General features: G+C 62.4%; 17 protein-coding genes. 6 read left to right on the forward strand and 11 right to left on the reverse strand.

The window, feature by feature from the left end:
- The first annotated feature begins 181 nt into the window (after nucleotides 1-181).
- Nucleotides 182-3196 (forward strand): insulinase family protein, encoded by a 3015-nt coding sequence (locus tag CORGL_RS07720; RefSeq protein ID WP_013709342.1) that lies wholly within the window; start codon nucleotides 182-184, stop codon nucleotides 3194-3196.
- A 111-nt stretch (nucleotides 3197-3307) separates the two neighbouring features.
- On the opposite strand, the gene CORGL_RS07725 is transcribed toward CORGL_RS07720, so the two are convergent.
- From CORGL_RS07725 to CORGL_RS07740, 4 genes are all read right to left on the reverse strand, one after another.
- Nucleotides 3308-4438, reverse strand: a complete 1131-nt coding sequence (locus CORGL_RS07725) for a Gfo/Idh/MocA family protein (RefSeq protein ID WP_156789826.1) — start codon at nucleotides 4436-4438, stop codon at nucleotides 3308-3310.
- A 115-nt stretch (nucleotides 4439-4553) separates the two neighbouring features.
- Entirely contained in the window at nucleotides 4554-6584 is a 2031-nt protein-coding gene (locus CORGL_RS07730) for a RecQ family ATP-dependent DNA helicase (protein WP_013709344.1), read from the reverse strand.
- 266 nt (nucleotides 6585-6850) lie between these two features.
- Nucleotides 6851-8212, reverse strand: a complete 1362-nt coding sequence (locus CORGL_RS07735) for an FtsX-like permease family protein (RefSeq protein ID WP_013709345.1) — start codon at nucleotides 8210-8212, stop codon at nucleotides 6851-6853.
- Nucleotides 8209-8943 (reverse strand): ABC transporter ATP-binding protein, encoded by a 735-nt coding sequence (locus CORGL_RS07740; protein ID WP_013709346.1) that lies wholly within the window; start codon nucleotides 8941-8943, stop codon nucleotides 8209-8211. Before CORGL_RS07740 ends, CORGL_RS07735 begins: the two co-directional genes overlap by 4 nt.
- Before the next feature lie 494 nt (nucleotides 8944-9437).
- On the opposite strand from CORGL_RS07740, the gene CORGL_RS07745 reads away from it, so the two are divergent.
- Nucleotides 9438-11105, forward strand: coding sequence for a putative manganese-dependent inorganic diphosphatase (locus CORGL_RS07745; RefSeq protein WP_013709347.1), 1668 nt, complete (start codon nucleotides 9438-9440; stop codon nucleotides 11103-11105).
- 7 nt (nucleotides 11106-11112) lie between these two features.
- On the opposite strand, the gene mfd is transcribed toward CORGL_RS07745, so the two are convergent.
- On the reverse strand, nucleotides 11113-14676 hold the full coding sequence (mfd, locus tag CORGL_RS07750) for a transcription-repair coupling factor (protein ID WP_013709348.1): 3564 nt from the start codon (nucleotides 14674-14676) through the stop codon (nucleotides 11113-11115).
- Between the two features lie 285 nt (nucleotides 14677-14961).
- On the opposite strand from mfd, the gene CORGL_RS07755 reads away from it, so the two are divergent.
- Nucleotides 14962-15924, forward strand: a complete 963-nt coding sequence (locus CORGL_RS07755; RefSeq protein WP_013709349.1) for a lactate/malate family dehydrogenase — start codon at nucleotides 14962-14964, stop codon at nucleotides 15922-15924.
- A gap of 157 nt (nucleotides 15925-16081) precedes the next feature.
- Here CORGL_RS07755 and CORGL_RS07760 read toward each other — a convergent pair whose 3' ends face one another.
- Nucleotides 16082-17947, reverse strand: a complete 1866-nt coding sequence (locus CORGL_RS07760) for an ABC transporter ATP-binding protein/permease (protein WP_013709350.1) — start codon at nucleotides 17945-17947, stop codon at nucleotides 16082-16084.
- A 1-nt stretch (nucleotide 17948) separates the two neighbouring features.
- Entirely contained in the window at nucleotides 17949-19913 is a 1965-nt protein-coding gene (locus CORGL_RS07765) for an ABC transporter ATP-binding protein (RefSeq protein WP_013709351.1), read from the reverse strand.
- A gap of 127 nt (nucleotides 19914-20040) precedes the next feature.
- Between CORGL_RS07765 and CORGL_RS07770 the strand changes: the two genes are divergently transcribed.
- Together CORGL_RS07770 and CORGL_RS07775 are read left to right on the forward strand one after the other, a co-directional pair.
- Complete coding sequence (locus tag CORGL_RS07770) at nucleotides 20041-20706, forward strand: response regulator transcription factor (RefSeq protein ID WP_013709352.1); 666 nt, start codon at nucleotides 20041-20043, stop codon at nucleotides 20704-20706.
- Nucleotides 20707-20719: 13 nt separating this feature from the next.
- Entirely contained in the window at nucleotides 20720-21922 is a 1203-nt protein-coding gene (locus CORGL_RS07775; protein WP_013709353.1) for a sensor histidine kinase, read from the forward strand.
- A 28-nt stretch (nucleotides 21923-21950) separates the two neighbouring features.
- On the opposite strand, the gene CORGL_RS07780 is transcribed toward CORGL_RS07775, so the two are convergent.
- A complete protein-coding gene (locus tag CORGL_RS07780) occupies nucleotides 21951-22604 on the reverse strand; it encodes an MgtC/SapB family protein (RefSeq protein ID WP_013709354.1) in 654 nt (217 codons plus the stop codon).
- 395 nt (nucleotides 22605-22999) lie between these two features.
- Between CORGL_RS07780 and CORGL_RS07785 the strand changes: the two genes are divergently transcribed.
- Nucleotides 23000-23857 carry a MurR/RpiR family transcriptional regulator gene (locus CORGL_RS07785; RefSeq protein ID WP_013709355.1) on the forward strand — a complete coding sequence of 286 codons (858 nt, stop codon included), beginning with the start codon at nucleotides 23000-23002 and terminating at the stop codon, nucleotides 23855-23857.
- Nucleotides 23858-23902: 45 nt separating this feature from the next.
- On the opposite strand, the gene ulaG is transcribed toward CORGL_RS07785, so the two are convergent.
- The 3 genes from ulaG to CORGL_RS07800 form a co-directional block, all read right to left on the reverse strand.
- Entirely contained in the window at nucleotides 23903-24976 is a 1074-nt protein-coding gene (gene ulaG / locus CORGL_RS07790) for an L-ascorbate 6-phosphate lactonase (RefSeq protein ID WP_013709356.1), read from the reverse strand.
- Between the two features lie 114 nt (nucleotides 24977-25090).
- Nucleotides 25091-25375, reverse strand: a complete 285-nt coding sequence (locus tag CORGL_RS07795; RefSeq protein WP_013709357.1) for a PTS sugar transporter subunit IIB — start codon at nucleotides 25373-25375, stop codon at nucleotides 25091-25093.
- Nucleotides 25376-25395: 20 nt separating this feature from the next.
- On the reverse strand, nucleotides 25396-26712 hold the full coding sequence (locus tag CORGL_RS07800) for a PTS ascorbate transporter subunit IIC (RefSeq protein WP_013709358.1): 1317 nt from the start codon (nucleotides 26710-26712) through the stop codon (nucleotides 25396-25398).

Raw genomic sequence — 26712 nt, forward strand, 5'->3', positions numbered from 1 at the left:
GCGGCGTGCAAACTTGTCGGAGATTGCATTATCATGCATGGGAGCCGCCCGCCCAGGGCAAAGGATACAACCTGAGCGAAGAGTTCGGCATCGCTGATCTCGAGCTCGCGCCGACTCCTCGACTTTGCCGATATCATCCGATGCGGGCTCGCGAATGCGACGACCCGATGTTAGGAGAACCATGTCAGCCACGCAGAGCACCCAGACCGATCCCAGACGCGCCGCCGCCGAGCTGCTTGCACCGGATACTCATGTGCTGGGATTTTCAGTCATTTCGCAGGAGACCATCGAAGAGATAGATGCCGATGCCTACGTCTTGCGACATGATCTATCCGGCGCGCGGTTGCTGTATCTCGCCTGCGAGGATGAGAACAAGGCCTTTGCCATCGGATTCAAGACACCGCCCGCAGACGATACGGGGGTCTTCCACATCTTGGAGCACTCCGTGCTGTGCGGCTCGAAGAGATACCCGTTGAAGGAGCCGTTCGTCGATCTCATCAAGACATCCATGCAGACCTTTCTGAATGCGATGACCTTCCCGGACAAGACGCTGTACCCGGTCGCCTCCACCAACGAGCAGGACCTTGTGAACCTGATGAGCGTGTATCTGGACGCCGTCCTGAATCCTGCCATCTATACGAAGCCCGCCATCTTCGAACAGGAAGGATGGCACTACGAGCTCGAGAGCCCCGAGGCGCCGCTGCGTCTGAACGGCGTCGTGCTCAACGAGATGAAAGGTGCACTGTCCGATCCCATGGAGGTGCTCGATGGCGCGATCATGCGGGAGCTGTTCTCCGGCACGGCCTACGCCTTCGAATCCGGCGGTGACCCGCGCTTCATTCCCGAGCTCACCTACGAGCGGTTTCTGGACTCGCATGCACGTCATTACAACCTCGCGAACAGCTACATCACGCTCTACGGAGACATGGACGCGGCGCGCGTTCTAGAATTTCTTGATTCCGAGTACCTCTCGGCTCCCACCGCCGCGAGCGAGCGGGCCCGTGAGGGGGCACTCGCCGCCCCCAACCCCCTTTGTGCCCATGAGCCCGTACGCTGCGAGCACGCGCGCGTCGAGATGCGCACAACACCTGACAACGCCTTGGTTGGCATGGCCTACGTACTCGGTTCGGTCGCGGAGCGCAAGCGCATCATCGCCGCCGACATCCTCTTCGACGCGCTGCTCGGTTCGAACGAGGCACCGGTCAAGAAAGCCGTCATCGAGGCTGGCATCGGCGGCAATCTCGTGAGCTACACATCCAGCGCGTGCCTGCAGCCCTATGGCCTGATCATCCTCCAGAACGCCTCGCCTGATTCGGCGATGCGCCTGCGCGAGATCATCGAGCAGCGCTGCGCTCGCCTCGTCGCCGAGGGCATCCCGCGCGACCGGCTCGAGGCCGTGCTCTCGAGCAATGAGTTCAGCCTTCGCCAGCGCGACTACGGCACGGCCGACGGAGTCGTGCTCGCCTCCGAGGCGCTGTCCACCTGGCTCTACGATGAGCAGGCGGCGACCCGCGCGCTCAGATACGCTGAGGTCTACGCGGCACTTCGCGACGAACTCTCAGGTTCCTACTTCGAGGACCTGCTGCGCGAGATCATCTTGGAGAGCGAACACTGCGCGCTCGTGGAACTCGTGCCGATCCAAGAAGACGGACAAGACGCTGCTGCAGCCAGCTCAGCTGACAGCGGCGACCCGGAAGGCGACTTCGACGAGGCGACCAGACTCGCTGCGAAAAAGGCCGAGATGTCTTCGCAGGAGCTGGGCACCATCATAGACAACGTCGCCGAACTTCGTCGACAGCAGGAGAGCGCCGACTCGCCGGATTCTCGCTCGTCCCTGCCTCAACTGCATGTGAGCGACATCGGCGAGGCGGCGCGGGAGGCGGTCCCGACCCTTGATGAGAGCTCGGCGATCCCGTGCTTGAAACACGACATACCCACCAGGCGGCTCGCCTACGCGATGACCTACTTCGACCTATCATGCGTCGATTACGGCGAGCTTCCGCTCGTGGGGCTGCTCAGCCAGCTCATGCAGCAGCTCAAGACCTCCCGGCACAGCGCATCCGAGCTTGACAGCCTCATCGGATCGAACCTGGGCTTCCTTTCCTTTCGGCCCGAGGTGCTCGGCGCGCCGGGATGGCGCGATCTGCGTCCGGTGCTCACGGTGTCTGCCGGAGCGCTCTGCGAGAAGATCGATGCGCTCGCCGACATCCCACGTGAGATCTGGTCGCAGACCCTGTTCGAGGACGATGACCGGATTCGCGATGTCCTGACGCAGGTCCGCATCGGCATGGAGCAGGGTTTTCTCATGAGCGGTCATCAGGCGGCGATAGCCAGGGCGATGTCGTACGTTTCGCCGGCAGCGCTCGTTCGCGAGCAGCTCGATGGCATCGAGTACTACCGATTCGTCCGCGATGTCCTCGAGCATTTCGACGAGCGGAAGGGCCAGGTGATGGATGACCTGCGCGACCTGCAGCGCCGCATCTTCAGCTCGACGGGCGCGATCGCGAGCTTCACCGGATCGGATGAGGACTACGCGCGCTATTGGTCGGTGGCAGGCGATCTCGGATTGAGCGAGCGACAGGAGGGCGCGGGCCAGCTGCAGGTGCCCGTGCCCGCTCCCGCGAACGAGGCGTTCGTCATCCCGAGCGACATCTGCTATGTGGCGCGAGCCACCGATCCGCGCGCGATCGGCATCTCCACAGACGGCATCTGGAAGGTCGCTTCGCGCGCGCTGTCCTTCGACTATCTCTGGAACGAGATCCGAGTCAAGGGAGGAGCCTACGGCTGCGGTCTGATCTGCGCCATCGATCGGCAGCTGGCCTTCTACACCTATCGCGATCCGGCCATCGACCCATCGCTCGAGCGCATCGAACGCGCTGGCTCCTGGCTCGGCCGCTTCGAGCCTGACACCGCGACCCTGGAGGGCCTCATCGTATCCTCGGTCGCCGCTCACGACGCTCCGATCAAGCCCTATGCGCTCACGAAGCGGCAGAACGCCGCCTATCTGTGCGGCATGCCGGCCGATGAGCGGGCTCGCATTCGCTCTGAGATCCTGTCCGCGACACCGGCGGGCTTGCGTGAGATCGGCGCGGACGTGAGCAGGCTCGCTGTCGAGGCTCCGGTGTGCGTGTTCGGTGGCCGTGATGCGATAGAAGCGAGTCACTCGAATCTCTCGGTGCGCGATCTCCTCTGCTGACCGACGTATCCGTCGGCATCGACAGCACTCGTACTCCGGCTCGACTCATGCCCCGTCAGAAGGCCGCGCACGCGAGCTGGAGCCTCCAAGCTCGATCGCGCCCGCGTCTCCTCAGGTCGTCTCGCCTGCGACCGGTACACCGGCGGCGCGGGCGAGTGCGGCCTCCTCGGGGTAATATATGCCCCAGCTGAAGCGCAGACGGGTCATGATGTCCATCACATCGGAGGTATAGCCGATCAGCTCGCGTCGTGAGCGGTCGCCGTCGACGGCAGCCTCCAGATCTGCCACCGCATAGAGAAGCGCATACTCCTGCCTGCCTGCTTGAATCTCCTCCCGATGCCCATCGGAGGTCCACACGACCATTGCGCTATCAGCGCGCGGATAGTCGATGATCTCGATATAGCAGTCCTCGAAGCACAGATCGATGCGTTTGGGTTGCTTGGTGTGCAATGTCAGCGAAAAGACACCGAGCTGCCCCTCGGCGTTTCTCGTCACGAATCCGCTCGACTGATCAACACCGGTCGATGCGCGCGTCGAGAGGCTCACGATCTCCTTCGGCTGGCTGGCCATGAACAACCTGGCAGCCGTGATCGCGTACACGCCGATGTCGAGCATGGCCCCTCCGGCGAGACGCGGATTGTAGAAGCGATTCGTCAGATCTCCGTATTCTTTGAAGCTGCCGAAGTTCACCTGGGCGAGAGTCAACGCTCCGAAGTCACCGTTTCGAGCGCGGCGCCCAAGCTCGCGGTAAAGCGGCATATGCAGGATCGTCGTGGCATCCATGAGCTGGACTTCGCGCTCTGCCGCCAGAGCGCGGGCCTCGTCGAGCTCGGCGGAGTCGAGCGTGATGGCCTTCTCGCACAGGACGTGCTTGCCCGCTTCGAGAGCGGCGCGGATGAACCTGATGTGAGTGTTGTGCGGTGTGCTGATGTAGACCGCGTCCACCAGCGGATCGGCGAGGAGCTCATCGAGGGATCCGTAGACGCGCTCGATGCCGTATCTGCGTGCGAAGGCATCGGCCTTCGCACGCGTGCGGTTGGTGACGCCGACGAGGTGACGATCCGCCAAGAGAAGCGCCTGCGCCATCTGATTGGCGATGGCTCCGGTTCCGATGAGCGCCCATCGCAGCTCTGGTGTCGCGAACAGCGCTTTGGGATGCGACTCGTCCTCGACCGTGACCAAGGGCTCTTCGCGTGCCCCGGCTCCACCGCGAGCAGATACGATCTTTGCTGAATCAACCATGGTTGCCCCTTCATCGCAGGTGCGAGCAGCTCTCATCATAGTTCCCCGCCTGAGCGCGCGCGGGCGCGACGAGGGCCATCTTCATGGTTGCGTCACGCTCGATCGCGGTGGCGGCTCAGCGCTGAGCGCGCTCGAAGGCGACGATCTCGGCGAGGAACTCCTCTCCGAACTCCGCCGCCTTCTTCTCGCCGATCCCGTTGACATCGAGCAGCTGAGCGCGCGTTGCGGGACGCAGACGGCACATGCCGCGCAACGCGGCATCGCTGCAGATCATGTACGGCGGCAGCTGCCGCTGCGTCGCAAAGGTCGTCCTGACGCCGCGTAATCGCTCGAACAGCTCCGCATCGTCGCCGGCCCGCGGTCGCGATCCGAGCCCGGACTCCTCACGTAGCAGATCGACAACCCGCCGCGCTCTGTGCGCGCTCGCGCGCCGAGAGGCGCGACGCTTCATGGTGAAACTGAAGTCGGCGGACGCGGCCCCCACCGCGCTCAGCGCCTCTTCCGAGCGCGGTCCCAAACCGATGACGGGGTAGTGTCCCTGCGAGACCGCGAGATAGCCGCGGCCAGACAACTGATCGATCACCGTCTTGATCAGTCTCAGGGGCTCTGCGGACAGCGCGCCGCAACCCTTGTCGGCATCCAAGCGAGAACTCCTCACGCGCTCGTTTCGCGCTCCGTGCAAAGCATCGGCGATGAGGGTCTTTCCGAAACGAGCCGGGTTCCTCGAGACGAATTCCAAGATCTCTCGAGCGGTCTCGGTCACATCCTCGACCTCGAAGGTTGAAAGGCAGTTCGAGCAGTTGCCGCAACCCGTGCTCTCCGACGCGCCCTCGATGGCAGAGGGCTTGGACGCTGAATGCTCGTCACCGAAATAGCGCAAGATGTACTCGCGCAAACAGCCCGTGGTCTGGCAGTAGCCCTCCATCTGGTTGAGCAGCCGAAAGCGGTTCATCTTTGCGTGCTCTCGCTGCTCGGGCGAGGACCGCTCGTCTTCGGGGTCGCGGTCGATCAGGAAGCGCCGCAGCCTGAAATCGTTGCCATTCCACAGCAGATGCGCGCTCGCCGGATCGCCGTCGCGGCCGGCGCGACCAGCCTCCTGATAGTACGCCTCGATGCTCTCGGGAACGTTGTTGTGAATGACATAGCGCACATTGGGCTTGTCGATGCCCATGCCGAAGGCGTTGGTGGCGACGATGACCGGCATCGCGTCGTCGATGAAGGCCCGTTGGCTCACCTGACGCTCCCGAGCGCCCATGCCCGCATGGTAGCGTCCCACCCGGATGCCATCGGGAGACAGAGCGCGTTCGAGTTCCTCGGCGAGAGCGTCGACGGCCTTTCGAGTCGAGCAGTAGATGATGCCGCTCTCCCGGCTGTGCGCGAGCGCGTAATCGCGTATCCAGGCGGTCTTGGCTCGCTCACCGAGCTCCTCGATGCTGAACGACAGGTTCGCGCGATCAAACCCGGTGACGGCGGTCTGCGGTGAGCGCAAGCCGAGCATGTTCGTGATGTCCTCGCGGACGCGCTCGGTCGCCGTGGCGGTGAACGCCGCCACGATCGGTCGGCGGTCAAGCGCATCGATGAAATCGGCGATCCCCAGGTATGCGGGACGGAAGTCCTGCCCCCATTGCGAGACGCAGTGCGCCTCGTCGATGGCTACAAGCGGCAGACCGATGCCGCCTGCGCCCGCCGCGCGGCGCGCGAAGTCCACGAAGCGCGGATCGGACAGCCGCTCCGGAGCGACATACATGATCTGATAGCTGCCCTGCTGCGCACGGCACATGACGGTCGCCTGCTGAGACGGGCTGAGCGAGGAGTTCAGATACGCGGGTCTGGCGCCGACGCTCATCAGCGAGCGGACCTGATCGGCCATGAGCGACACGAGCGGGGAGACCACGATCGTCATGCCTTGAAGCATGAGAGCGGGGACCTGGTAGCAGATGGACTTGCCGGCCCCTGTGGGCATGACGCCCAATACATCGCAGCCGGCGAGCACCGCATCTATGAGACGCTGCTGCCCGGCGCGAAACGTCTCGTAGCCGAAGAAGCGCTTGAGCACCTCATGGGCCGATACGCACTCGGTCCTCTCGAGAACCTCATCGCGAGTTCTCGCATCGGCGCTCGATGATCTATCTGCGCTCACGGGCATCTGGTGGTCTCCCCTCGTCGTTTTGCTGAGGCGATTATACGCCGCCGTCACGCAGGAGACCTCGCTCGAATCTTCCGCTCATGAGATAACTCGTCGGCTTCTTCAGAGCGCGAGGCGCGCGCAGATGGGCTCCGCACCACGAGCGCCTCGAGAAGTCCCTGAGGTCTCGCTACCATGTCCTCACGCAGACGGATCGGATCATGTATCGTCCCTGCGAACAGGTGGGATATGCGCTCGCTGATGTCGAGGCGCTCTGAGCGATGGCTCTAATCCTGAGCTGCCAGAACGCCTACGATGTCCCTTCGCAGCGCACTGAGCGTGGGCATGAGCGTCGCGGTGAGAATCAGAAGAAAGCCCGCCACCGAGACGATGAGTCCCTCGCCGAGCGCCATGTCCGCGAGAAGCGGCCTGCCGAACACGCTGGCGATGAGCGCCGCCGCGGCGGCGGCCGCGCCCATGCCGAGCAGGGTCGATGTGACCGCATGGATGAGCGCCTCGAAGGCAGCCGCGGCCACAAGCGTTTTCGGTCGCGCTCCCGCAGCGCTGAGCAGAGCGATGTCGCGGGTGCGCGACCCGGAGGACATCACGACGCTCACGGCGGCGCCGATCGCGCACAGCAGCACCGGTCCGCCCAGAAACATCAGCCCGGTGGAGAAATCGAGCATCCAGGCACCGGTGTCGCCTTGAGCGTGCGCGTAGCCTCCCAACACGCCGATCACGGAGTAGAGACCGGCCACGATGCTTACACCCACCATGACAGGGGTCTCGATCGATGCGGAAGCCGACAGCCCCTCGCGCGCCGCATGCCGCGCCAGCCACCAGTCGGTCCCACGGCGCTGCGGCACGATAGAGGTCCACACCGTGAGCACGGCGGGAAGCACGACCGGGGCGGCGGCCACCAAAGTGGCCGCCAAAAAAACGGGAATGAGTAATCCCCAAGAGGCCATATTGAACCAAGATGAGGGATCCTGCGCCAGCAGACGCACCATGGTGGCGCGGATCCAGGCGACGCATCCGATGAGCGCGAGCGCGAGCGCGGCTCGCGGCAAGGTCATCCGCCTGACTCGCTGCTCGGGATCTCGCAAGGCGGAGATCGGCGGGGTGCGCGACGCGCTGCGTGCACCACGGGCACCACCGATCACGAACACCGCCGCCACAACAAGCCAGACCATCGGCATCCGGCCGAGATCCACCCGAGGAACCACACCCGTGAACACCTCAGCCGAGCTGAGCGTCCAAGGCAGCAACGGGGCGAATATCGCAGCGGCGACGAGCGTGCCGACAAGCGAGCCGACTACGGCCACGACAACGAGCTGCGCGAGCACGATCGCGCCCACCCGCCGTGGGCTGACGCCCACGAGCTGCCACAACGCGTAGGAACGCCGCTGGACCGCGACCGTGAGGTTCGCCGCGGAGATGAGCACCGCGACGGCAGCGAGCACCGAGAACATGAGATAACCGCTCACGGCGTTGCGCAGCATCCAGTGCACGTGCCCCCCGTAGGCATCGGCGGTCGTCTGCAGAGACGCCACCCACCCGCCGATGAACCCGCAGCCCACGGCCACGATCAGCGCGCCGACCCATGTCGCGGCGTGCTCTCTCAGATCGGAGAAGATGAGCCGGATCATGCCGCCGCCTCCATCGCGTCGAGGATCTCCTTGGAGCTGGAGCGACCCATCTCCCGCAAGATCAGACCGTCGCGCAAGATGAGCACGCGATCGGCCATGGACGCCGCCTCCAGATCGTGGGTCACCATCACGACCGAGCGCGAGGGTTCGTCGGCGATGTCTCTGAGCATCCCGAGCACCTCCCGTCCGTTCTTCGTGTCCAGAGCGCCGGTCGGCTCATCGGCGAAGACCACGTCCGGCGCGCTCGCAAGCACGCGCGCGATAGCCACGCGCTGCTGCTCGCCGCCGGACAGATCCTGCGGCCGATTGCGCTCGCGCCCGGCCAGGCCGACGCGCTCGAGCGTCTCGTTGAGCCGCGCGTCGCTTACGGGCCGCCCGGCCAAGCGCGCCGGCAGGGCGACGTTCTCCCGTGCGCTGAGCGAGGGAAGCAGGTTGTAGGACTGGAAGATGAAGCCCACGTGCTGCCGGCGGATGCGCGACAGCGCGTTGCGCGACGCGTCGGCGACCTGCTGACCCATCACCTCGATGGAGCCGCCGTCGACGGCCTCCAGCCCTGACATGCAGTACAGCAGGGTCGACTTGCCCGAGCCGGAGGGCCCCACGATCGCAACCATCTCTTTTGGGCGCACACTCAGACTGACGCCCCTGAGCACCGGGGTCGTCCGCTTGGCGCGCCCCCGTCCCGTGACGAACGTCTTTTGGACGTCTTTGACCACTACCGAGAATGCCATATTCGACCACTCCTTCATATCATGATCCGGCTATCGCCAGGTGGACGACGCGGTTTGTCTTTCGGTCCCTCAGGCCGCCTGGCATGACTATAGCGAGCCGACCTTGGCCGACGGTTAAGCGAAGATGCGTTTCGAGTTAACGCACGGGTCTTTTCAGATGAATACTCGAGTCGCGAACCGCGGACGTCGCGTGACTCGAACTCCGAATGAGTTTTGGACACATCTGCGGGGGATCCGCTTGAGAAGAGCACATCGCACCGCGCTGCCGCAGACGCGCGAAGCGGGCGGGAATGCGCCGGGCCCCCTGAGGCGACAGCTGCGAACCTGGCCAGCCTCTCAACCACCTCCGAGCTGAGCGCAGCGCAGATCATATGACGGTTCAATCGACACGCGGCGTCGGTGAGAGCGCGCGGAGACGCGCGGGGGTACAATTCAGAGAACCATTCGCATCCGACGCCCGATATCGCGCGGGCGCACGACGCAAGGAGTGCTGCATGACTGAGGCAATTCGCAAGGTCAATGTTATTGGCCATCTGCATCCCGACACGGACAGCATCTGCTCGGCCATTGCCTACGCCTACCTCAAGAACAAGATCGGAGACACCGAGTACGAGGCCCGGCGAGCCGGCACGATCAACCGCGAGACGGCGTTCGTCCTCGATCATTTCGGCTTCGAGGAGCCCGAGCTCATCACCACGGTCTCCCCGCAGATCAAAGATACGATGATCCAGCGCCTGGGAGGAGTGGACCGCGATCTGAGCCTCTACGCCGCGTGGGATCTCATGCGCGAGGAGGACGTCGGCACGCTGTGCATCACCGATCACAGCGACTCGATCCAAGGCATCATCACCGTGCGCGATATAGCCAATGCCAACATGGACATCTTCCACGCGTCGATCCTGTCGGACTCCGAGACGAAGTACGGCAACGTGCTCTCGACACTCAAAGGTGACATGGTCGTCGGCGACCCGCAGAGCCGCATCACTCGCGGCAGCATCCGCGTGGGCACCTCCCCTGAGATGATGGATGGAGCTGTTGAGCCGGGTGATATCATCTTGGTCACCAATCGCTTCGAGACGCAGCGCTTCGCCGTCGAATCCGGAGCATCATGCCTCATCATCTGCAACGATGCGAAAGTGACCGATACGGTGCGCGAGCTCGCGAAGAAACGTGAGTGCGCGATCATCACCACCCCGTATGACACCTATGCGGCCGCTCGTCTCATCAGCATGTCGATCCCCGTGAGCGCCGAGATGCTGCCGTTTGAGGACGTCATCCGCTTCAGCGTCAACACCGCTGTCGACGATGCGCGCAAGATCATCGCCCAGACGCGTCACCGGTTCTTCCCCGTGCTCGACGAATCTGGCGGCTATGAGGGCATCACGAGCATGGCGAGTCTGCTGAATGTCACGAAGAAGCATGTCATACTCGTCGACCACAACGAGCGGTCGCAGGCGGTCGATGGCCTCGAGCAAGCCGAAATCGTCGAGATCATCGATCATCACCGCATCGGGTCGATCGAGACGAGCGGGCCCGTGTACTTTCGAAACATGCCGGTCGGGTGCACCGCAACGATCATCTACGGCATCTATGAGGAGAGCGGCGTTGAGATCCCGCGCGACATCGCCGGACTCATGCTCTCGGCGATCCTCTCCGACACGCTGGCGTTTCGCTCACCCACCTGCACCCCCCGTGATGTATTCGTCGGCGGGAAGCTCGCCGAGATATCCGGCGTCGAGATCGAAACGTACGCCGATGCGATGTTCGATGCGGGTGCCGATCTCACCGGCCGCACGGCCGAGGAGGTCTTCCACCAGGATTTCAAGGTGTTCAGCCGCGGCAACGTCCGTTTCGGCGTCGGCCAGGGCAGCTTCATGACCGAGCCCAGCCGTCGCGCCGCAGAGCGGCTCGTGGGCCCTTGGCTCAAGACGGGAGCGAAGTCCGAGGAGCTGCCGATCGTGTTCTACATGTTCACAGATGTCAAGAGCCAGTCGACCGATATGATGTACTACGGTGCGAACGCCGAGGCCACGGTGATCCGCGCATTCGGGGTGACGCCGGAAGACGGCATAGCCGTGCTTCCCGGCGTCGTGAGCCGCAAGAAACAGGTCACCCCTGCGCTCATGACGACCCTGCAGGAAATGCTCGAGGAGCATTCGTAGGTCCCGCTCAGTCCTCGTCTGCGGTGGTGCCGAGCTGGCTTGCGATCTCGAGTGCGGCCGCGACGGCGCTGGGCTGGTCGTGAGCATCGATTCCTCGACCCCGCCCGGAGCCCGCTCCGGCCCCGATTCGGTAGGGCACCGAGAGCTTGCGCGACTTCGGATAGACGATCGCTCCCAACCGCTCTCGCAAGGCGGCGGCGATCGGGGCGCGCACATCTATGCCGGTGAACGTGAGCCTGCCCGCCGCGAGCGAGACGCTCTCAAGACCCAGCCGGTCCGCCCGGATGCGCAGCCGGGCGCGGTCGAACAGATTTCTGCCCGCAAGCGGCAGCTCGCCGTTATCCGCCTCGCATTCCTGTTGCGCCTCGTCAACCGTACGCAGATCCGCTGCTGCAGCGAGCTTGCGATAGAGCAGCACGCGGCGGTCCACGTCGCGCAGATAGGCCTCATCCAAAAAGAAATCCGCCGGCAGATTGATCGTCACTCCGGACTCGCTCATCTCGGACGCCCCCTCGCCGCGCGCCTCGGCAACAGCCTGCCCGAGCATCTGAGTGAACAGATCGAATCCCACATTCGACAGGTTGCCGTGCTGTTCGGCTCCGACAAGCGAGCCGGCCCCCCTGATCTCGAGATCGCGCATCGCGATGCGCATGCCGCTGCCCAGCTCCTGGAACTCGGACAGCGCGCACAGCCGCTCGGTCGCCTCCTGAGTGAGCGGCTGCTCGCCGGGGAACATGAAGTAGGCGAAGGCCTGCGAGGCGGACCGGCCGACTCTGCCCTTTAACTGGTAGAGCTGGGCGAGGCCCAATCGCTGCGCGTCCTCGATGATGAGGGTGTTCGTGTGAGGATTGTCGATGCCGCTCTCGATGATGGTCGTCGCAACGAGCACGTCGATGCGATGGGCCGTGAAGTCGATCATCGTCTCCTCGACCTCTCGTGAGCTCATCTTGCCGTGCGCGACGCCCACGCGAGCCTCCGGCGCGGCCTCGTGCACCCGATCGATCGCATCCTCGATCGTCTTCACGCGGTTCGACACGTAGTATACCTGCCCTTCGCGCGCCAACTCGAAACGGATCGCCGCGGAGACGGTATCCGGATCGTACTCCCCCACATGCACCGTAACGGGCCGCCGCCCGCACGGCGGCGTCGTGATGAGCGACATGTCGCGCACCCCCGACATCGCCATCTGCATGGTGCGCGGAATCGGCGTCGCGGACAGCGTAAGCACGTCGATCTGCTCGCGAAGGTTCTTGAGCTGCTCTTTGTGCTGCACGCCGAAGCGCTGTTCCTCATCGATGATGACGAGCCCGAGGCTGTGCGGATTGACATCGGAGGAGAGCAGTCGGTGCGTTCCCACCAGAACGTCCACGCTGCCGTCCGAGAAGCCCGCGAGCGCGGCGCTCAGCTCGGAGGGCGTGCGGAAGCGACTGAGCACCTCGACCTCGATATCGAAAGGGGCGAAGCGCTCGAAAAGGGTCTCGTAATGCTGCTGGGCGAGAATGGTCGTGGGGCACAGCACCATGACCTGATAGCCGTTGTCCACGCACTTGAATGCCGCGCGCAGCGCGACCTCGGTCTTGCCGAAGCCGACGTCGCCGCACAGGAGGCGATCCATCGGCTTGGGGGCCTCCATGTCAGCTTTGATGTCGCCGATCGCCTCGATTTGGTCGCGCGTGGGTTCATAGGGAAAGGCCTGCTCCATCTCGAGCTGCGCGGGCGTATCCGGAGCGAAGGCGTGCCCGGCCACAGTCGAGCGACGCGTGTAGAGATCGACGAGATCGAAAGCGAGCCGCTTTGCGCTGTTGCGCGCGCGGACCGTGGCACGCGACCAGTCAGCCGTGTTCAGACGCGTGAGTCTGGGAGATGACCCGTCCGGACCCACGTAACGGGTGATCCGATCGACCTGTTCGAGCGGAACGTAGAGCTTGTCGCCGTCGGCGTACTCGAGCAGGAAGTAGTCGCGTTCGAGTCCGCCGACCTCCTGACGAACGATGCTCGCGAACCGACCGATGCCGTGAGTGGCGTGCACGACGTAGTCTCCCGGCTGATAGGGAAAGGTGATATCAGTCACATGTGCGCGACGACGCGCGCGGCCGCGGCGTCTGTCCATGCGCGCGCTCAGATCCGACAGCGAGAGCACCGCGAGATGCGCATCGGGCACGACGACGCCAGCGGTCAGCGGGATGTCGACGAAGGTGACGCGTCCCCGTGTCAGCGTCCGAGCGGTGGGCGCAGCCGCGTCCGCCTCGATGCGTCGGGCGTTGATCGGGTCCGCGGCGCGCCGCAAGCACGCTACATCGATCGGATCAGCGTTCTCCGGAGCCGCGCTGAGGGACTCCTCGATAGGGATCGACTCGTCATTCAAGGAAAGCTCGATCGCTTCGCGGGCACCCCGATCGGGAATCGCGAAGACTATCGCGTCGCGGCGCGCCACGAGCTGCCTCAGGCGCGTGATGAAGCGGGTATCGGTGCCGGCGATCGAGGGCTGCTCGATCTTGAGCTCGGCGGTGGGCCCGCCTCCCGCACGGATGAGCGACACGTAGTTCACCCGCTGCTGCCTGCCGAAATCAAGCTCCTTCGGGCGCACGTAGAGCCCATCGAGCCGGCGCACGCCGCAATCCTGCGCCCGCTGCGCGATCGTCTCGTAGGCGCGCGTGCAGTCGTCGAACAGCGAGCGCGGCTCGGATAGCGCGATGAGCGCCTCAGGAGGGACGTGTTCGAGCGGGCTGACCGTGCGGTCATACATGAGCGGCAGCAAACGATCGAGTTCGGGAACCGCGATACGAGCTTTCACCTGCTCGAGCAGTGAAGCGAGTTCGCTGTCGCCCTGCGATGCCTCATAGAGCGCCGCATGGAGGCGCCGTACGGCATCATCTGTCAGAGCGAGCTCGCGACACGGGAAGATGGACACCTCCTGCACCTCGCCGATAGTCTGACCGGTGAGCGCGACCATGAGACGGATACGGTCGATCTCATCGCCGAAGAACTCGATGCGCACCGGAGAGCCGGACTGCGCGGGAAAGATGTCCACCGCGTCGCCGTGGACGCGAAACGTGCCCGCGACATCGGCTGCGCCTGCTCGCGCATAGCCCATGCCGACGAGCAACGTGGGTACCTGCTCGAAGGGGAACTGGTCGCCAACGGCGAAGCGCTTCTCTTCCCAGTATCGGCTCTCGGGCTCTGGGACGCACCTGAGCAGAGACCGTGCCGACGCGACCATGATGGCAGCGTCGCCGCGCGCCATGCGGCCCAGAGCCTCGCACCGGGTCGCGACAGCCGCGTCATCGGCTGCCGTGGCGGCCCAAGGCCAGTCGGCGCGCTCCGGATAGCGAACGACGTGTTCGAGGCCGACGAAGGCGGTGAGCGCTCGGGCGGCGCGATCAGCGGCCTCCTCTCCGGAGACGATGTAGACCGTCGGGCGGGGCCTGCGCGCGAACTGGGCTGCGATGAGCAGGTTGCGAGCTGATTGCGATACGGCGAGCGTCGCATCCTCGCCGCGCTCGAGAGCGGCCTCGATGAGACGAATCGGCTCGGCAGACAAGAGCTGGGCGGCGATGCGGTGAATGAGCATGTGACACGTGTCCAATCGGTCGTGAACGCAGAAAAGCCCGCTCGGTCACGCCGGGCGGGTTCGCGCCGTCTATCGTACCGCAGGCGGTGCGTCCCAATTCGCTCGACAGCCGCTCCGCGATGGAATCCGGTATTCGTCCACGACGGAGGCGTGCCTTCGCGATATGGATCGATTCCGCCGTCATGCGCCATTCAGTTGCGTCGAGGTATCCAACTTGAAACACTCCATCGTTTTGCGTCGAGGGGCGTACAATGGTGCCGTGCACCTTCGAAGATTGGAGCCGCCATGTCATTGCAAGCTCGAACCGTTGGAATCATCGGTGTCGGCCATGTCGGGGCCCACGTCGGCAACAGCCTGCTCTTGCAGGGTATCGCAGATGAGCTGTATCTCTGCGATATCGATCGGCACGCAACCGAGGCCCAGACGCAGGATCTCTCCGATTCTCTGCTGTTCTGCCCCCATAACGCCCTCATCCGTGATTGCGGCGATCGCTACGAGGAACTCGCGAGCTGCGATATCATCGTGAACGCCGCCGGCAAGGTCGCTCTGGCAAAGGAGAACCGCGACGGGGAGCTCTTCTTCTCCAGCGATGCCGTGCACGGATTCGCTCAGCGCATCGTCGATGCGGGCTTCAAAGGCATCTGGGTCACGATCGCGAATCCCTGCGATGTGGTGGCGACCGCGTTTTGGAAGCTCACCGACTACGATCCGGCCCGAATCATCGGAACGGGCACGGCGCTGGACTCCGCGCGGTTGCGCTATCAGATCGCCAGGGTCGCGCGCATCGATCCGAAATCGATCGATGCCTATATGGTTGGCGAGCACGGCTTCTCCGGATTTGCGGCATGGTCCGGAGCGTCCATCGGCGGAATACCGCTGCAGGCGCTCGCCGAACTCGACCCGCAGCGCTTCGATCTCGATAGAGACGATCTGGGTAAAAAGGCGCTCTATGGTGGTTACGTCACCCTGAACGGGAAGGGCTGCACCGAGTACGCCGTTGCAAACGCCGCGGCGCGCATCATCGCGGCCGTCTTCCATGACGAGCATTCCGTCATGGGTGCATCAACGCTGCTCACAGGTCAGTACGGGCAACGGGGTATCTTCACCTCGCTGCCCTGCATCATAGGACGCGAGGGGATCGAGGAGGTCCTGGATCCCGGTCTCGACGATGCCGAGATCGAGCTGTTCCGCGCCTCATGCGAGCACATCCGCACCAACATCTCGCAGATCAGCTGGTGGCCGAAGTAGCTCTGGACAAGAGCGCGCGCAGAGGAGGGGGTCGCGGCTCGATGCCAATCGCGGCGTCGCAGCCCTTCGTATCCCCTCCTCTTTGCACCCATCGACGCGCCGGCGCACGGTGGGACCGATCGCCAAGCGACATGGGCCTGCTGGCGGTCGGTCTCGATCAGCCTCTGAGCGCCCGCGCGGGATCCGCCCTCAGCAGCCGCGCGCTTGCCAGCGCGCTCACGATCAGAACCGTCGCGAACGCCGCTGCGGAGCTGAGCGCGACCTCCGCGACGCCGATCTCGATCGGAAAGGCGATCAGCGATGCGACGATGTTGACGAGACCCACGAGGACACAGCACATCACCGCAGCTAGACCTGCGAGCATCAGGTTCTCGAAGCGTATCACGGCAGCGACATCCCGTCGGCGAAAGCCGAGCGCGGACAGCAGACCCATCTCGCGGACTCTGGAGCCCTGCAGCCTGACGAGCAGCACGGCGCACAGGAACAGCGCGACCGCGCAAACCAGCACCGCGACGCTCAGAAAGAGTCGGTTGACATTGGCGAACGTCTCCGATAGGTTCTTCACCTCGGCAGACGCGTCGGTGGGCTCGAAGCCCAGAGCGCGCAGCGATGCTCTCACGGGCAGCACATCGTCGAATTCGGGAACATCGTAGCTGATTGAGTAGACCTGTTGATCCTGCATGCCCTCATACAGATCCCGCTCGATGTCCGAGCTGATGAAGAAGTCATCGTATCCGGCGTTGTAGATCCCGCTCACCCTCAGCTTGCGGGAGGTGCCTCCGATGTCGAACTGCATCTGCTTGCCGAGCAGACTGTGGATGTTCGCCGCGAACTTCTTGGCGAGGCTCGGCGTCAGCGCGATCTCTTCGCGCCCCTCGCGCGGCATGGTGCCATAGGACAGCGATTCGGTCGCCTTCGGAAGCGGCAGCTTCTCCGCCATCGTCTCCTGCTTGCCATCCAGACTCAAGCCCACATCATTGAGGACATACTGGTTGTAGCTGTCAGCCACGCGGCCATCGGCGCGAAGCTTTGAAAGCGCCTTCGCCGTGTCGCCGCCCTTGATATAGCCGTTGCCGAAAACAGGGTTGCTCTGCTTGAATCGCTCGATGGACTGGCGCTCAACGTTGCGGCAGGACAGGGAGAGCAGAACGGCCAGCAACCCCAAGGAGATGATCGCGGCGATGGCGACGAGTCTGGGCGCATGGGCTCTGAAGTTCGCCGCAGCCGTCGCGAGCGCGCGCACGGGGGCTCGCGGTGCAGGGGCGTCCGCGACGTGCGGCTGGGCATCTTTGGCGGCTGCGGCCTCCGGAGTGCAGGCGATGGCATCGGGTTCGGTCGTCTCGAAAGACGTCTGAGCGGCATCAGTCGTCGCACCATCCGCGACGAGGCGTCCGTCCTCGATGTGCAAGACATCGTCAGCAAAGGGCAGCAGCTTCTCGTCATGTGTGATCACCACCACGAGCCTCTCATGCGCGATCTCGCAGAGCAGGTCCATGATCTCACCGGACGTCGCTCGGTCGAGGGCACCGGTGGGTTCATCGGCCAAAATGAGCGTCGGCGATCCCATGAGCGCCCGAGCGATCGCGACACGTTGCTTCTGCCCGCCGGATAGCGTCTTCGCGTGCTGCGAGGCCTTGTCGCCCAAGCCCACACGACCGAGGAGCCGCTCTGCGCGAGCACGCCGGTCTTCCTCTGAGGTCGCGTTCAGAGCTGATGCCATCAACACGTTCTCGAGAGCCGTGTAGCCCGAGATCAGACAATAGTCCTGAAAGACGAACCCCACCTCTGTGCGGCGGTACTCGCACAGCGCGTCGGGATCCATATCCGAAAGCACCAGTCCATCTAAGCGGATCTCTCCCTCATAGTCGCGGTCGAATCCCGCCAGCAGGTTCAACAGCGTCGACTTTCCAGCGCCGGAAGGACCCATGATGCACACGAGACCTCGTGCCGGAAACGAGAACGTCACGTGTTCCAGGACAGTCGTCTGCCCGTAGCGCTTCGTCACATCCCTGAGTTCGAGCATATCAGCGCTCACCTCTCTGCAGGGCGTCCGCCGGCCGGCTGAGAGAAGCCACCACCATGGTGATGACATAGGCGAGCAAACTGAGCCCCGCCGCCATGAGCGCACCCACGGCGATCAAGTCGATTCGCATGATCGAGACGCGCCATAGAGCCTGTGTGATAGCGTTGACCACCGGAGACGCGACAACGAACAGCGCGGCCGACATCACAGCGAGCAGCACGAACTCCCCGACGAGGGCACCGGCGAGTCGCCTGCCGACATAGCCCGCAACGTTCAGGATCGCGAACTCTCGTCTGCGCAGAATCGCTCCGATCAGCGCCACCGCGGCTACGACCGCGACAGAAAGGGTTCCCATGACCGTTGTCGCAGATCCAGTCTGCTGGCTCGTCTCATCATTCATCTTGACGAGCTTCTCAACCTGCTCGAAATGTCCGGTCGGAACGATCCCGTTTGCATTGAGCTCGTTTTTGAGAGAGATCAGATCCTTCGGACTCTTGGCGCGGAGATAAAGCGCCGGCGCATCGCCGCTCATTCCGGCGGCCTCGCGCATGCGCTTGAGGGTGGCGGGGCTGAAGAAGAAGGAGTCATCGACCGAGTATTTGCTGGTCGAACCTCCGACATCGGAGACCATATCGGTGTTGATCACGCCGCTGATCTTCACGTGCGCGCTCAGCGGCACCTCGACCGGAGAACCGGACGCCCAATTGTACACAGAGCCCTTGAAATCGAGCTCACGGCCGATCGCATCCTCGTTTGAGATGCCGAGTTTCTTCACAAAGCTCTCGGGCACGGCGATCTGCTGACTGTCGGAAGCGTCGCCGCCTTTGGAGTCGGCGGGCATCGAGCCGGCGAGCAGCTTGTTCATCACCGGCACGTTGTTCGTCGAGGTGATCGGATACTCATGGCCGTCCACGGTGACGTGAATGTCTTGGAACGGCTGGGGCACCATCAACATCTTGACGCGATCATCTTGCGCGTATTTCTCATAGAGGCCAGAGAGATCCTGATCGACATCCACATTTGGATCATCGCTCTTCTTGCCGTTGTTGTATCCCGCGCCAATGAATGAGGAGAACAGGCTGAGGTCGAGCAGCTGATCGCCATATGAGGCATAAAGACGGTCGAACTCGCTCTGCCCGGCGCCGGCCACCGCCGTACCCGCCGAAGAGAGCAGAAGAGACGCGGAGATGAGCGCGGCCAGAAGGATGGACAGCGTATGGCCGAGGTTCCTCCGTACGGCGATCGCACCCATGCGCAGGGCCGCAGCGATGGGGAGCCGGGGTGGCCGGCGCTCGCGCGCGGCGCGCTCGGCGGCGCGCCTGGGCTTGGGTGCCTGAGAGAGCGTCCCCTTGTCCAGCTCATAGACATAGGGGCTGCCCGCGAGCAGCGAGCGGTCGTGCGTGACGACGACCACGCTGCGCTCCTTGGCCAGCACGCGCAAGATGCCTATCGTCGCTTTCGCGGAGCGCTTGTCCAACGCGCTGGTCGGTTCGTCCGCGAAGATGACCTCGGGGTCCTTGACCAGTTCGCGGGCGATCGCGACGCGCTGCTTCTGTCCACCGGACAGTTCGCGGACCGGGCGCTCGGCGAGCTTCTCGATCTTCATGTCGCGCATCGCCCGGACGATGGCGCGCTCATCGGCCTCGGCGGAGATCCAGGACGCAAGCTCTACGTTCTCGCGAACGGTCCTTTCCTCTATGAGATTGAAGTCCTGCCAGACGAAGCCGAACACCTGTCCGAACAGGCGGGAGCGATCGCGTTTGGCAAGGGTTCTGAGATCTTGTCCGTTATAGCTCACCGTTCCCTCGTAGCGATCATCCATCCCGCTCATGATCTTGAGAAGCGTGGTCTTTCCGCTACCCGAGGGGCCCACGATGTAGCTCATGCCGCCACCGATCTCGAGCGTCACATCGTGCAGCGCATCCTGCCCACCGTATGTCTTGGAAACATGACTCAGTTGAAACACGTGTCCTCTTCCTCTCGTCTCGCTTTTGCCTTCGGCCACCGGAGCATAGCAGATGCGATGTAAAGTCCGCGTTAAGCGCGAGCTCGCCAACTTGGGACTATAGTTGTTGAAAACGAAAGGGGCGGATATGAGACTGCTTGTGGTGGAAGACGAGCGCGATCTCGCAGACGCGATCGCCGAGGGCCTGAGACTCGATGGCTACGCGGTCGAAACCTGCGCGGACGGACAGATGGCCTCCGAGCTTCTTGCCGTGGAATCCTATGATCTGGTAATCCTCGATCTCAATCTGCCCGGCAAGGACGGTATCGAGATCCTGCGCGAGCTGCGCGAGAGCGCGCGTGATATCAAGGTCCTCATCCTGTCAGCGCGCTCCTCGGTCGCTGACCGAGTGAACGGACTCGATAGCGGCGCGAATGACTATCTGATCAAACCATTCGCCTTCGAGGAGCTTGAGGCGCGCATTCGCGCGCTGACTCATAGAAGCTTCACTCAAGCCGCCTCCGTTCTTCGCTGCGGCGACCTCAGACTCGACACGATCGGCAGAACGCTTCGCGTCGGGTCGCGCGAGATCGCGCTGACGCGCAAGGAGCTTGCCGTACTCGAGCATCTCCTGCTTCACAGAGGAGAGGTCGTAAGCCAAGAGGACCTGCTCGACCACATATGGGACCGCGATGCGAACACCTTCAGCAACGTCGTGCGGGTCCATGTCGCCTCGCTGCGCAAGAAGCTGCGCGCCGAAGTGGGCGACGATGTGGTCAAAACGAGAATCGGCGAGGGCTACTATATAGATTGAAGGGGGAACGGCCGTGAGATCCATACCGCTTCGTGTTCGTCTGACGCTTGTGAGCACCGGACTCATTCTCATCTTGAGCATCAGCCTGTGCGCCCTGCTGAACCGCTCGGCCAATGCGATGGCCGATACGATCGAGGCAACGCCGACCCTCGAGATCGGCGGTGGTATCTCGAGTGCCGAGTCTGGCACCCGCTCCTTCTCGCTGCGAGAGCCACCCCATCAACCGCGGACCTCCGTGGACGCGCGACGCACCTATCTTCTTGACAGCCTGGGATATCTCGCTGTCACCGTCCTCGCTGGTTTCGGCCTCATCTGGGTGCTCACCGGCAGAGCAATGCGGCCGCTGCGCGAACTCAGCGAGCACATGGCGACGCGCACGGCATGGAACCTATGCGAGCGCGCGGAGATTCCGCCCGGTCGCGATGAGGTGGCCTCACTCGCCGTGTCATTCAACAAGATGAGCGAGAAACTCGAGGAGGCGTTCGTCGCCCAGAAGCGATTCTCCCAGAGCGCCGCACATGAGCTGCGCACGCCACTCGCGGTCCTGAAAACGCGCCTCGAGGTCTTTCGCAAGCGCTCGTCTCGCACGCCCGCTGAGCAAGAGGCCTTGCTGGAGACGTTCTCCTGTCAGATAGATAGACTGTCCCGCATCGTCGGAGACCTGCTTGATCTGGCGAACATGAACGAGATGACACTTCACGAGCACATATACATCGAATCGATGATCGACAACGTATGCGCGGAGCTGGAGGACAAGGCCCGCGAACGCGGCGTGCGCCTCGTCAGAATGCAGCATGCGGACACTCCTTCCATAACCGTGACGGGAAACGCCGCTCTGCTGCAAAGGGCGCTCGCCGACCTCGTGGAGAACGCGATCGATCACGGCGGTCATGGCATAGATGTCGAGCTATCTGCGGCGGCGTCAGACGACGAGGTAAGCATCAGCGTAGCCGATCACGGCGCTGGTATCGAAGATGCGCGAAAGGACCTCGTCTTCGATGCCTTCTACCGCGCGGACTCATCACGCTCGAGCAGCCAGGGAAACGTCGGCCTCGGTCTGGCGATCGTGCGCGCCATCGCCGAGGGGCACGGCGGCAGGGTGTCACTCGAGGATAATCCCGGTGGCGGCTGCGTGTTCACCCTGACGATCCCCTTGGTTGCCGCCACCCGCGCGCGCACCGAAGATGCAGCGTGCGGCACCCGGGGGCCCGACTGAGGCAGTTCGGCTCGTCCAAGCGGCCCAGTTAGGCTTTCATGAGCTTGACGATGTCTTTTCGCGCGATCGTGTGCTCGGCCCACTGCTGCTCCTGCTTGTCGTCTCTGAACAGCAACGTCATCTCAACCTCTGCTGAATCCTTGTCGAAGCGGCGGATATCATAGGAGATGAGCTTGGTGGCTCCGTTGCTCGCATCCAGCAGATGAGCCATGTCACTGGTCTTTCTGAGCTTGAGGATGTAGGTCTGCTGCATCTCCGGCTGCAGGCGCCCGACATGGTGCACGAGGGCGTGAAAACCCACGAGGGAGGCGGTACCGAAGATACCGACGACATAGAGGCCGGCACCATATGCCATTCCGACCCCGGCGGTTCCCCAGATATTTGCCGCTGTCGTGAGACCCTGCACCGTGCGATCGCGCTGGATGATGATGCCCGCGCCCAGAAAACCGACCCCTGAGACGATCTGGGCCGCGATACGAGAGACATCGACCGCGAATCCCGTGCTATCTGAGAACCCGTATTTCGATACGACCATGATCAGCGCAGCCGACAGGCCTACCGTCATATGCGTGCTGACACCGGCCACCTTGAAGTGGCTCATGCGCTCGAACCCGATGATGATGCCACTCAGGGCTGCAAGCGCGATCCTCGCGAACAGGTCTAATGTGAATAGAACGCTCATAGTGTCAACTTCTCTCCAACTATACAGACTGGAGCTGTTTTTCCACATACTCAGGATGCGCAGACTGTATTCATATATTCGATGGAAAATGACTCCGTGTTCACTCTAGCCTGCTGCAGCCGGAGTGTCAAAGACATCGAGATGTATGGGAAACAAACAGTGAAGGAGTCAGCGCTTCGTCTCATCACTTCGACCCGCTCTTGGCATGAATCCCTTTTCATAGGTTGCGATCTTGATTCGAAGAAAATTTTTTCTAAGATCTCATAGATTTTTTCTACCAGCGTCCAGATGCAGTAGTATACATATCGGGCAGGCGACTCCCTCGATTGAGCGCAACTCATACTTCGATCAGCTGAGATATGACTGTTGCGCTAAAAGCAACCGCAGAAGGGATCATGATGACGGGACAAACGCTCAAACTCAAGATCAAAACCATGGAGAAAGCTTTTTCCGCCAAAGAGATTCAGATTGCTTCGTTCATCCTGAGCGACCCCAAGAGAGCATCGCGCATGACCATCAACGAGATGTCAGAGCAGCTGAGCATGGCTGACTCGACGATCTTCAAATTCACGCGCAAACTCGGTTACCAAGGCTTTCGCAGTTTCAGAAATGATCTGCTTCTCGAAGACTTTGATCGGGAGGTCTCCATCCACGAACACATCTCGGAATGCTCCGGTCCATGCGAGATCGCCGCGAGCGTATTCGATTCATCGATAAAGTCTCTCACCGACACGAAAGCCATGTTGGAAGAAGCGGACATCGTTGCCGCAGCAGATCTGATCATTCACTGCGAGCGACTGTCCTTCTATGGGATGGGAGGCAGCAGCATCGTCGCGGCAGACGGGTTCCATAAGTTCATGCGAACCCCGATCGACGTGCGCTATGAGGCAGACTTCCACCTGCAGCTCATGGAAGCTGCGCGTCTCACAGATCGAGACTGCGCGATAGCCATCTCTCACAGCGGCTGCAGCAAGCAGACAATAGACATCGCGACCATGCTTGAGAAGCGGGGCTGCCCTGTGATCGCGATCACGAGCAACCCCGCCTCCGCTCTTGCACGCGCGAGCACCGTAGCTCTGGTGACGATCTCCGAAGAGACTGGATATCGCTCGGAGTCGCTCTCCTCGCGCATCTCGCAGCTCGCGCTCATCGATACCCTCTACACCATGGTGATGCTTCACGATGAGGAGCGCTCGAAGCATTCCCTGCAGCTCGTTCGAGAGGCGATCGGAACGACCCGCGTCGAGCGATGAGACACCGTGAAGCGAGACCGCTTCGTTTCGGGCCCGCTCGGAAGTCTACAGAAACGATGGATAGGGCACATCCGTGGGATGCATATGATGATCGGAAAATCCTCGATCATGAAAGTAAGCGATCTTCTCCGCATCCCGAGGATAGATGAAGCTGCCGCCAGGCAGCCAGGCGAACGGATAGAACGTATAGCCCATGCGATCACGACGCATCCGCCACAGATCGATGACCTCCTGCGGATCTGCAAGCATGTTGCTCCATACATCCCAATGAACGGGAACCACGACGCGGCATCCCAGTGACTCGGCAGCGCGCAGGACATCGGACGAAGTCATCTTGTCCGTTACGGCGATGGGGTTCTCGGCATAGGCGACGATCGCTACATCGATATCGAATCTCTTGCCGTGCTCAGCCATCATGGTCGCAAAATGAGAGTCCCCGCCGTGGTAGACGCTGCCGGCATCCGTTTTGACGACGAAGTTGACTGCGCGCTCGTCCATGTCGGGGATCTCCTTGCCCTCCGGCACCGGCTCACCCTTCTGATCGGTGATCAGAACAGTCCGGTCAAACGACTCGCAGACATCGATCTCAATATCATGGACCTTGACGGTGTCTCCGGGTCTGACCGTGACGCAGCGCTCGGCGGGCACGCCCCACGCGATCCACTGATCAACCACGAACTTCGGACCGATGAAGGGTATGTCCTGCTCAACCCCCTGCAGGATGGCGGCCGCGACATTCAGATCGATGTGATCGTGATGGAAGTGCGTGCACAGCAGCGCATCGAGACGATGGATCGCAAAGGGATTGATGACCATGGGCACGGCGCGCAGATTCGGTTGGATCTTGCGCCCTCCCGTCAGGCGCGACCACTGATGGCGCGGACCCATATCGGGTGCGTCGTGAGTCCGCTTGCCCGGCCCGCACCACAGATCGATCGCGATCTGTGTCTGCTTGTCGCTTTTGATCATGACCCCCATGTTCGTGAGCCACCACATACCGAAGGTGCCGTGCTCGATCTCCGTGCGGTCGATCTCTTCGTTGAGCCAGGTCCCCCATTCGGGAAACACCTCGTTGATCCAGCTCTGCTGGGTCACCTCTTGGACACATTTCGCTGACATGGCGACCTCTCCTCTCCTTCTGTGCATTCGGGCGAGCCGAATGCACGGGTACAAACGGTTTGACGACGCATCGAACTCGAAAACGACTCGTCATCGATCATGAACTCACATCCGCTAGGCTCCCAAGGCCGCGATGCGCGGATCGAGGCTCTGCTGGATGGAAGCACGGTCGATGAAGTTGTCGAGAACGACCGTCTTGTCTTTGAACTCCTCGGGGAAGTTCTCCGATAGCTCGTTGGTCGTCACATAGATATCCGCATCGGTGCCCGAGATGCTGCCGAGATCCACAGTGATGACCTCGATCTCCTCGCGGCCCTCATCGGCCAGGATCGCCTCGATGTTCATCTTGGCGATGATAGATGAACCGACTCCGAAAGCGCAGACTGCGCAGATCTTCATAATGCTCTCCTTGAATTGAATCAGATGAACAGCGCTGAGATGAACTTGATCACATACATGACCGGCATCCAGACAATAGCGTAGTCGATGTTGGACCACGTCACACCCTGCCCGAAGACCGCGCCGGTGAGCGGATAGAAAAGTATGACAGCGGCCGAGGTGATCAAGCCTCCCGCGAAGCCCGCAGCGAGCGCGCCCTTCCAGCCACCTGCTTTGTTGCCGAACACGCCCATGACGTTGCCATCGAAATACATGATGATCGGTGAGGGGAACACGATGATCGGCGAATGCAGCGCGATCGTCAGCAGACAGACCAGAATGGCCCCGACCGATGAGCCGAGAAAACCGAACATGCCCCCCATCGGCGAATAGGGGAAGAACGTCGGAGCATCCAGCGCCGGGATGGAGCCGGGCAGAAACCTGTCAGAGATGCCTTTGAACGCCGGAACTATGGATCCGACGAACATGCGCACGCCCTGCAGCAAAATGACGATGCCCGCTGTGAACGTCCAGGCTTGGATCACCAGCCATATGAACCAGTTGGTCGCATCCGGTCCCTTGCCGGCGAGCGCTTGGATGCCGTCCTGACCGACGGCTACGCCCATGCCGATGAAAATGATCGGCATCAGGAAGAACAACACGACGGTGTTGTCGCGAAACATGATCGCCCATTTGGGTAGCTTGAGTTTGTCCGCATCCTGAGCGGGCTCCGTCGAGCCCACGAGTCTTCCGACACCGGTCGCGACCAGCGAGCCCACCTGGTCGTTGAACCCGAGGGTGATGACGTCGCCTGTCCACGCGCGCGCCAGTTTGCGAGTGATGGCCGGGGAAAGCGTGAAGTACAGCGCGTTCAAAACGCTGCCGAGGCCGATGACGAGCGCGGCGTTGTCTACACCGAGCACCGCTGGCAGCGTGACGGCCATGAAGCATGCGTGGAACAAGGCGAGATGCGCAGTCAGGTAGACATTCTTGAAATCCTTGGCGGGAATGAGCCGTACGAGCAGCAGATGGAGCAGGAAGGCGAACAGAAATATGAGCACCGCATTGCGACCCACGCTCTCCATCGACAGCACCAGAGCACCGGCTGCTTCATTCAGGGGCAGCACGCCCGCCACTCCCAGCGATCCGTTGAGCGCGGTCACGACCTTGGAAAGAGAGCTGTTTACGATGCCGGCCCCGGAGGACACGACAAGAAACCCGATGACCGTCTTCACGACGCCATCGATCGTCTGGGGCAACTTCTTTTTCTGCAGCAGAAGCCCCACGAGTGCGATCAGTCCCAAAAAGATAACCTGATTGGTCAGAAGCTGATATACGATGAAATTCAGAGCGTCCAT

It is taken from the genome of Coriobacterium glomerans PW2 (assembly GCF_000195315.1).
In the GTDB taxonomy this organism is placed as follows: Bacteria; Actinomycetota; Coriobacteriia; order Coriobacteriales; family Coriobacteriaceae; genus Coriobacterium; species Coriobacterium glomerans.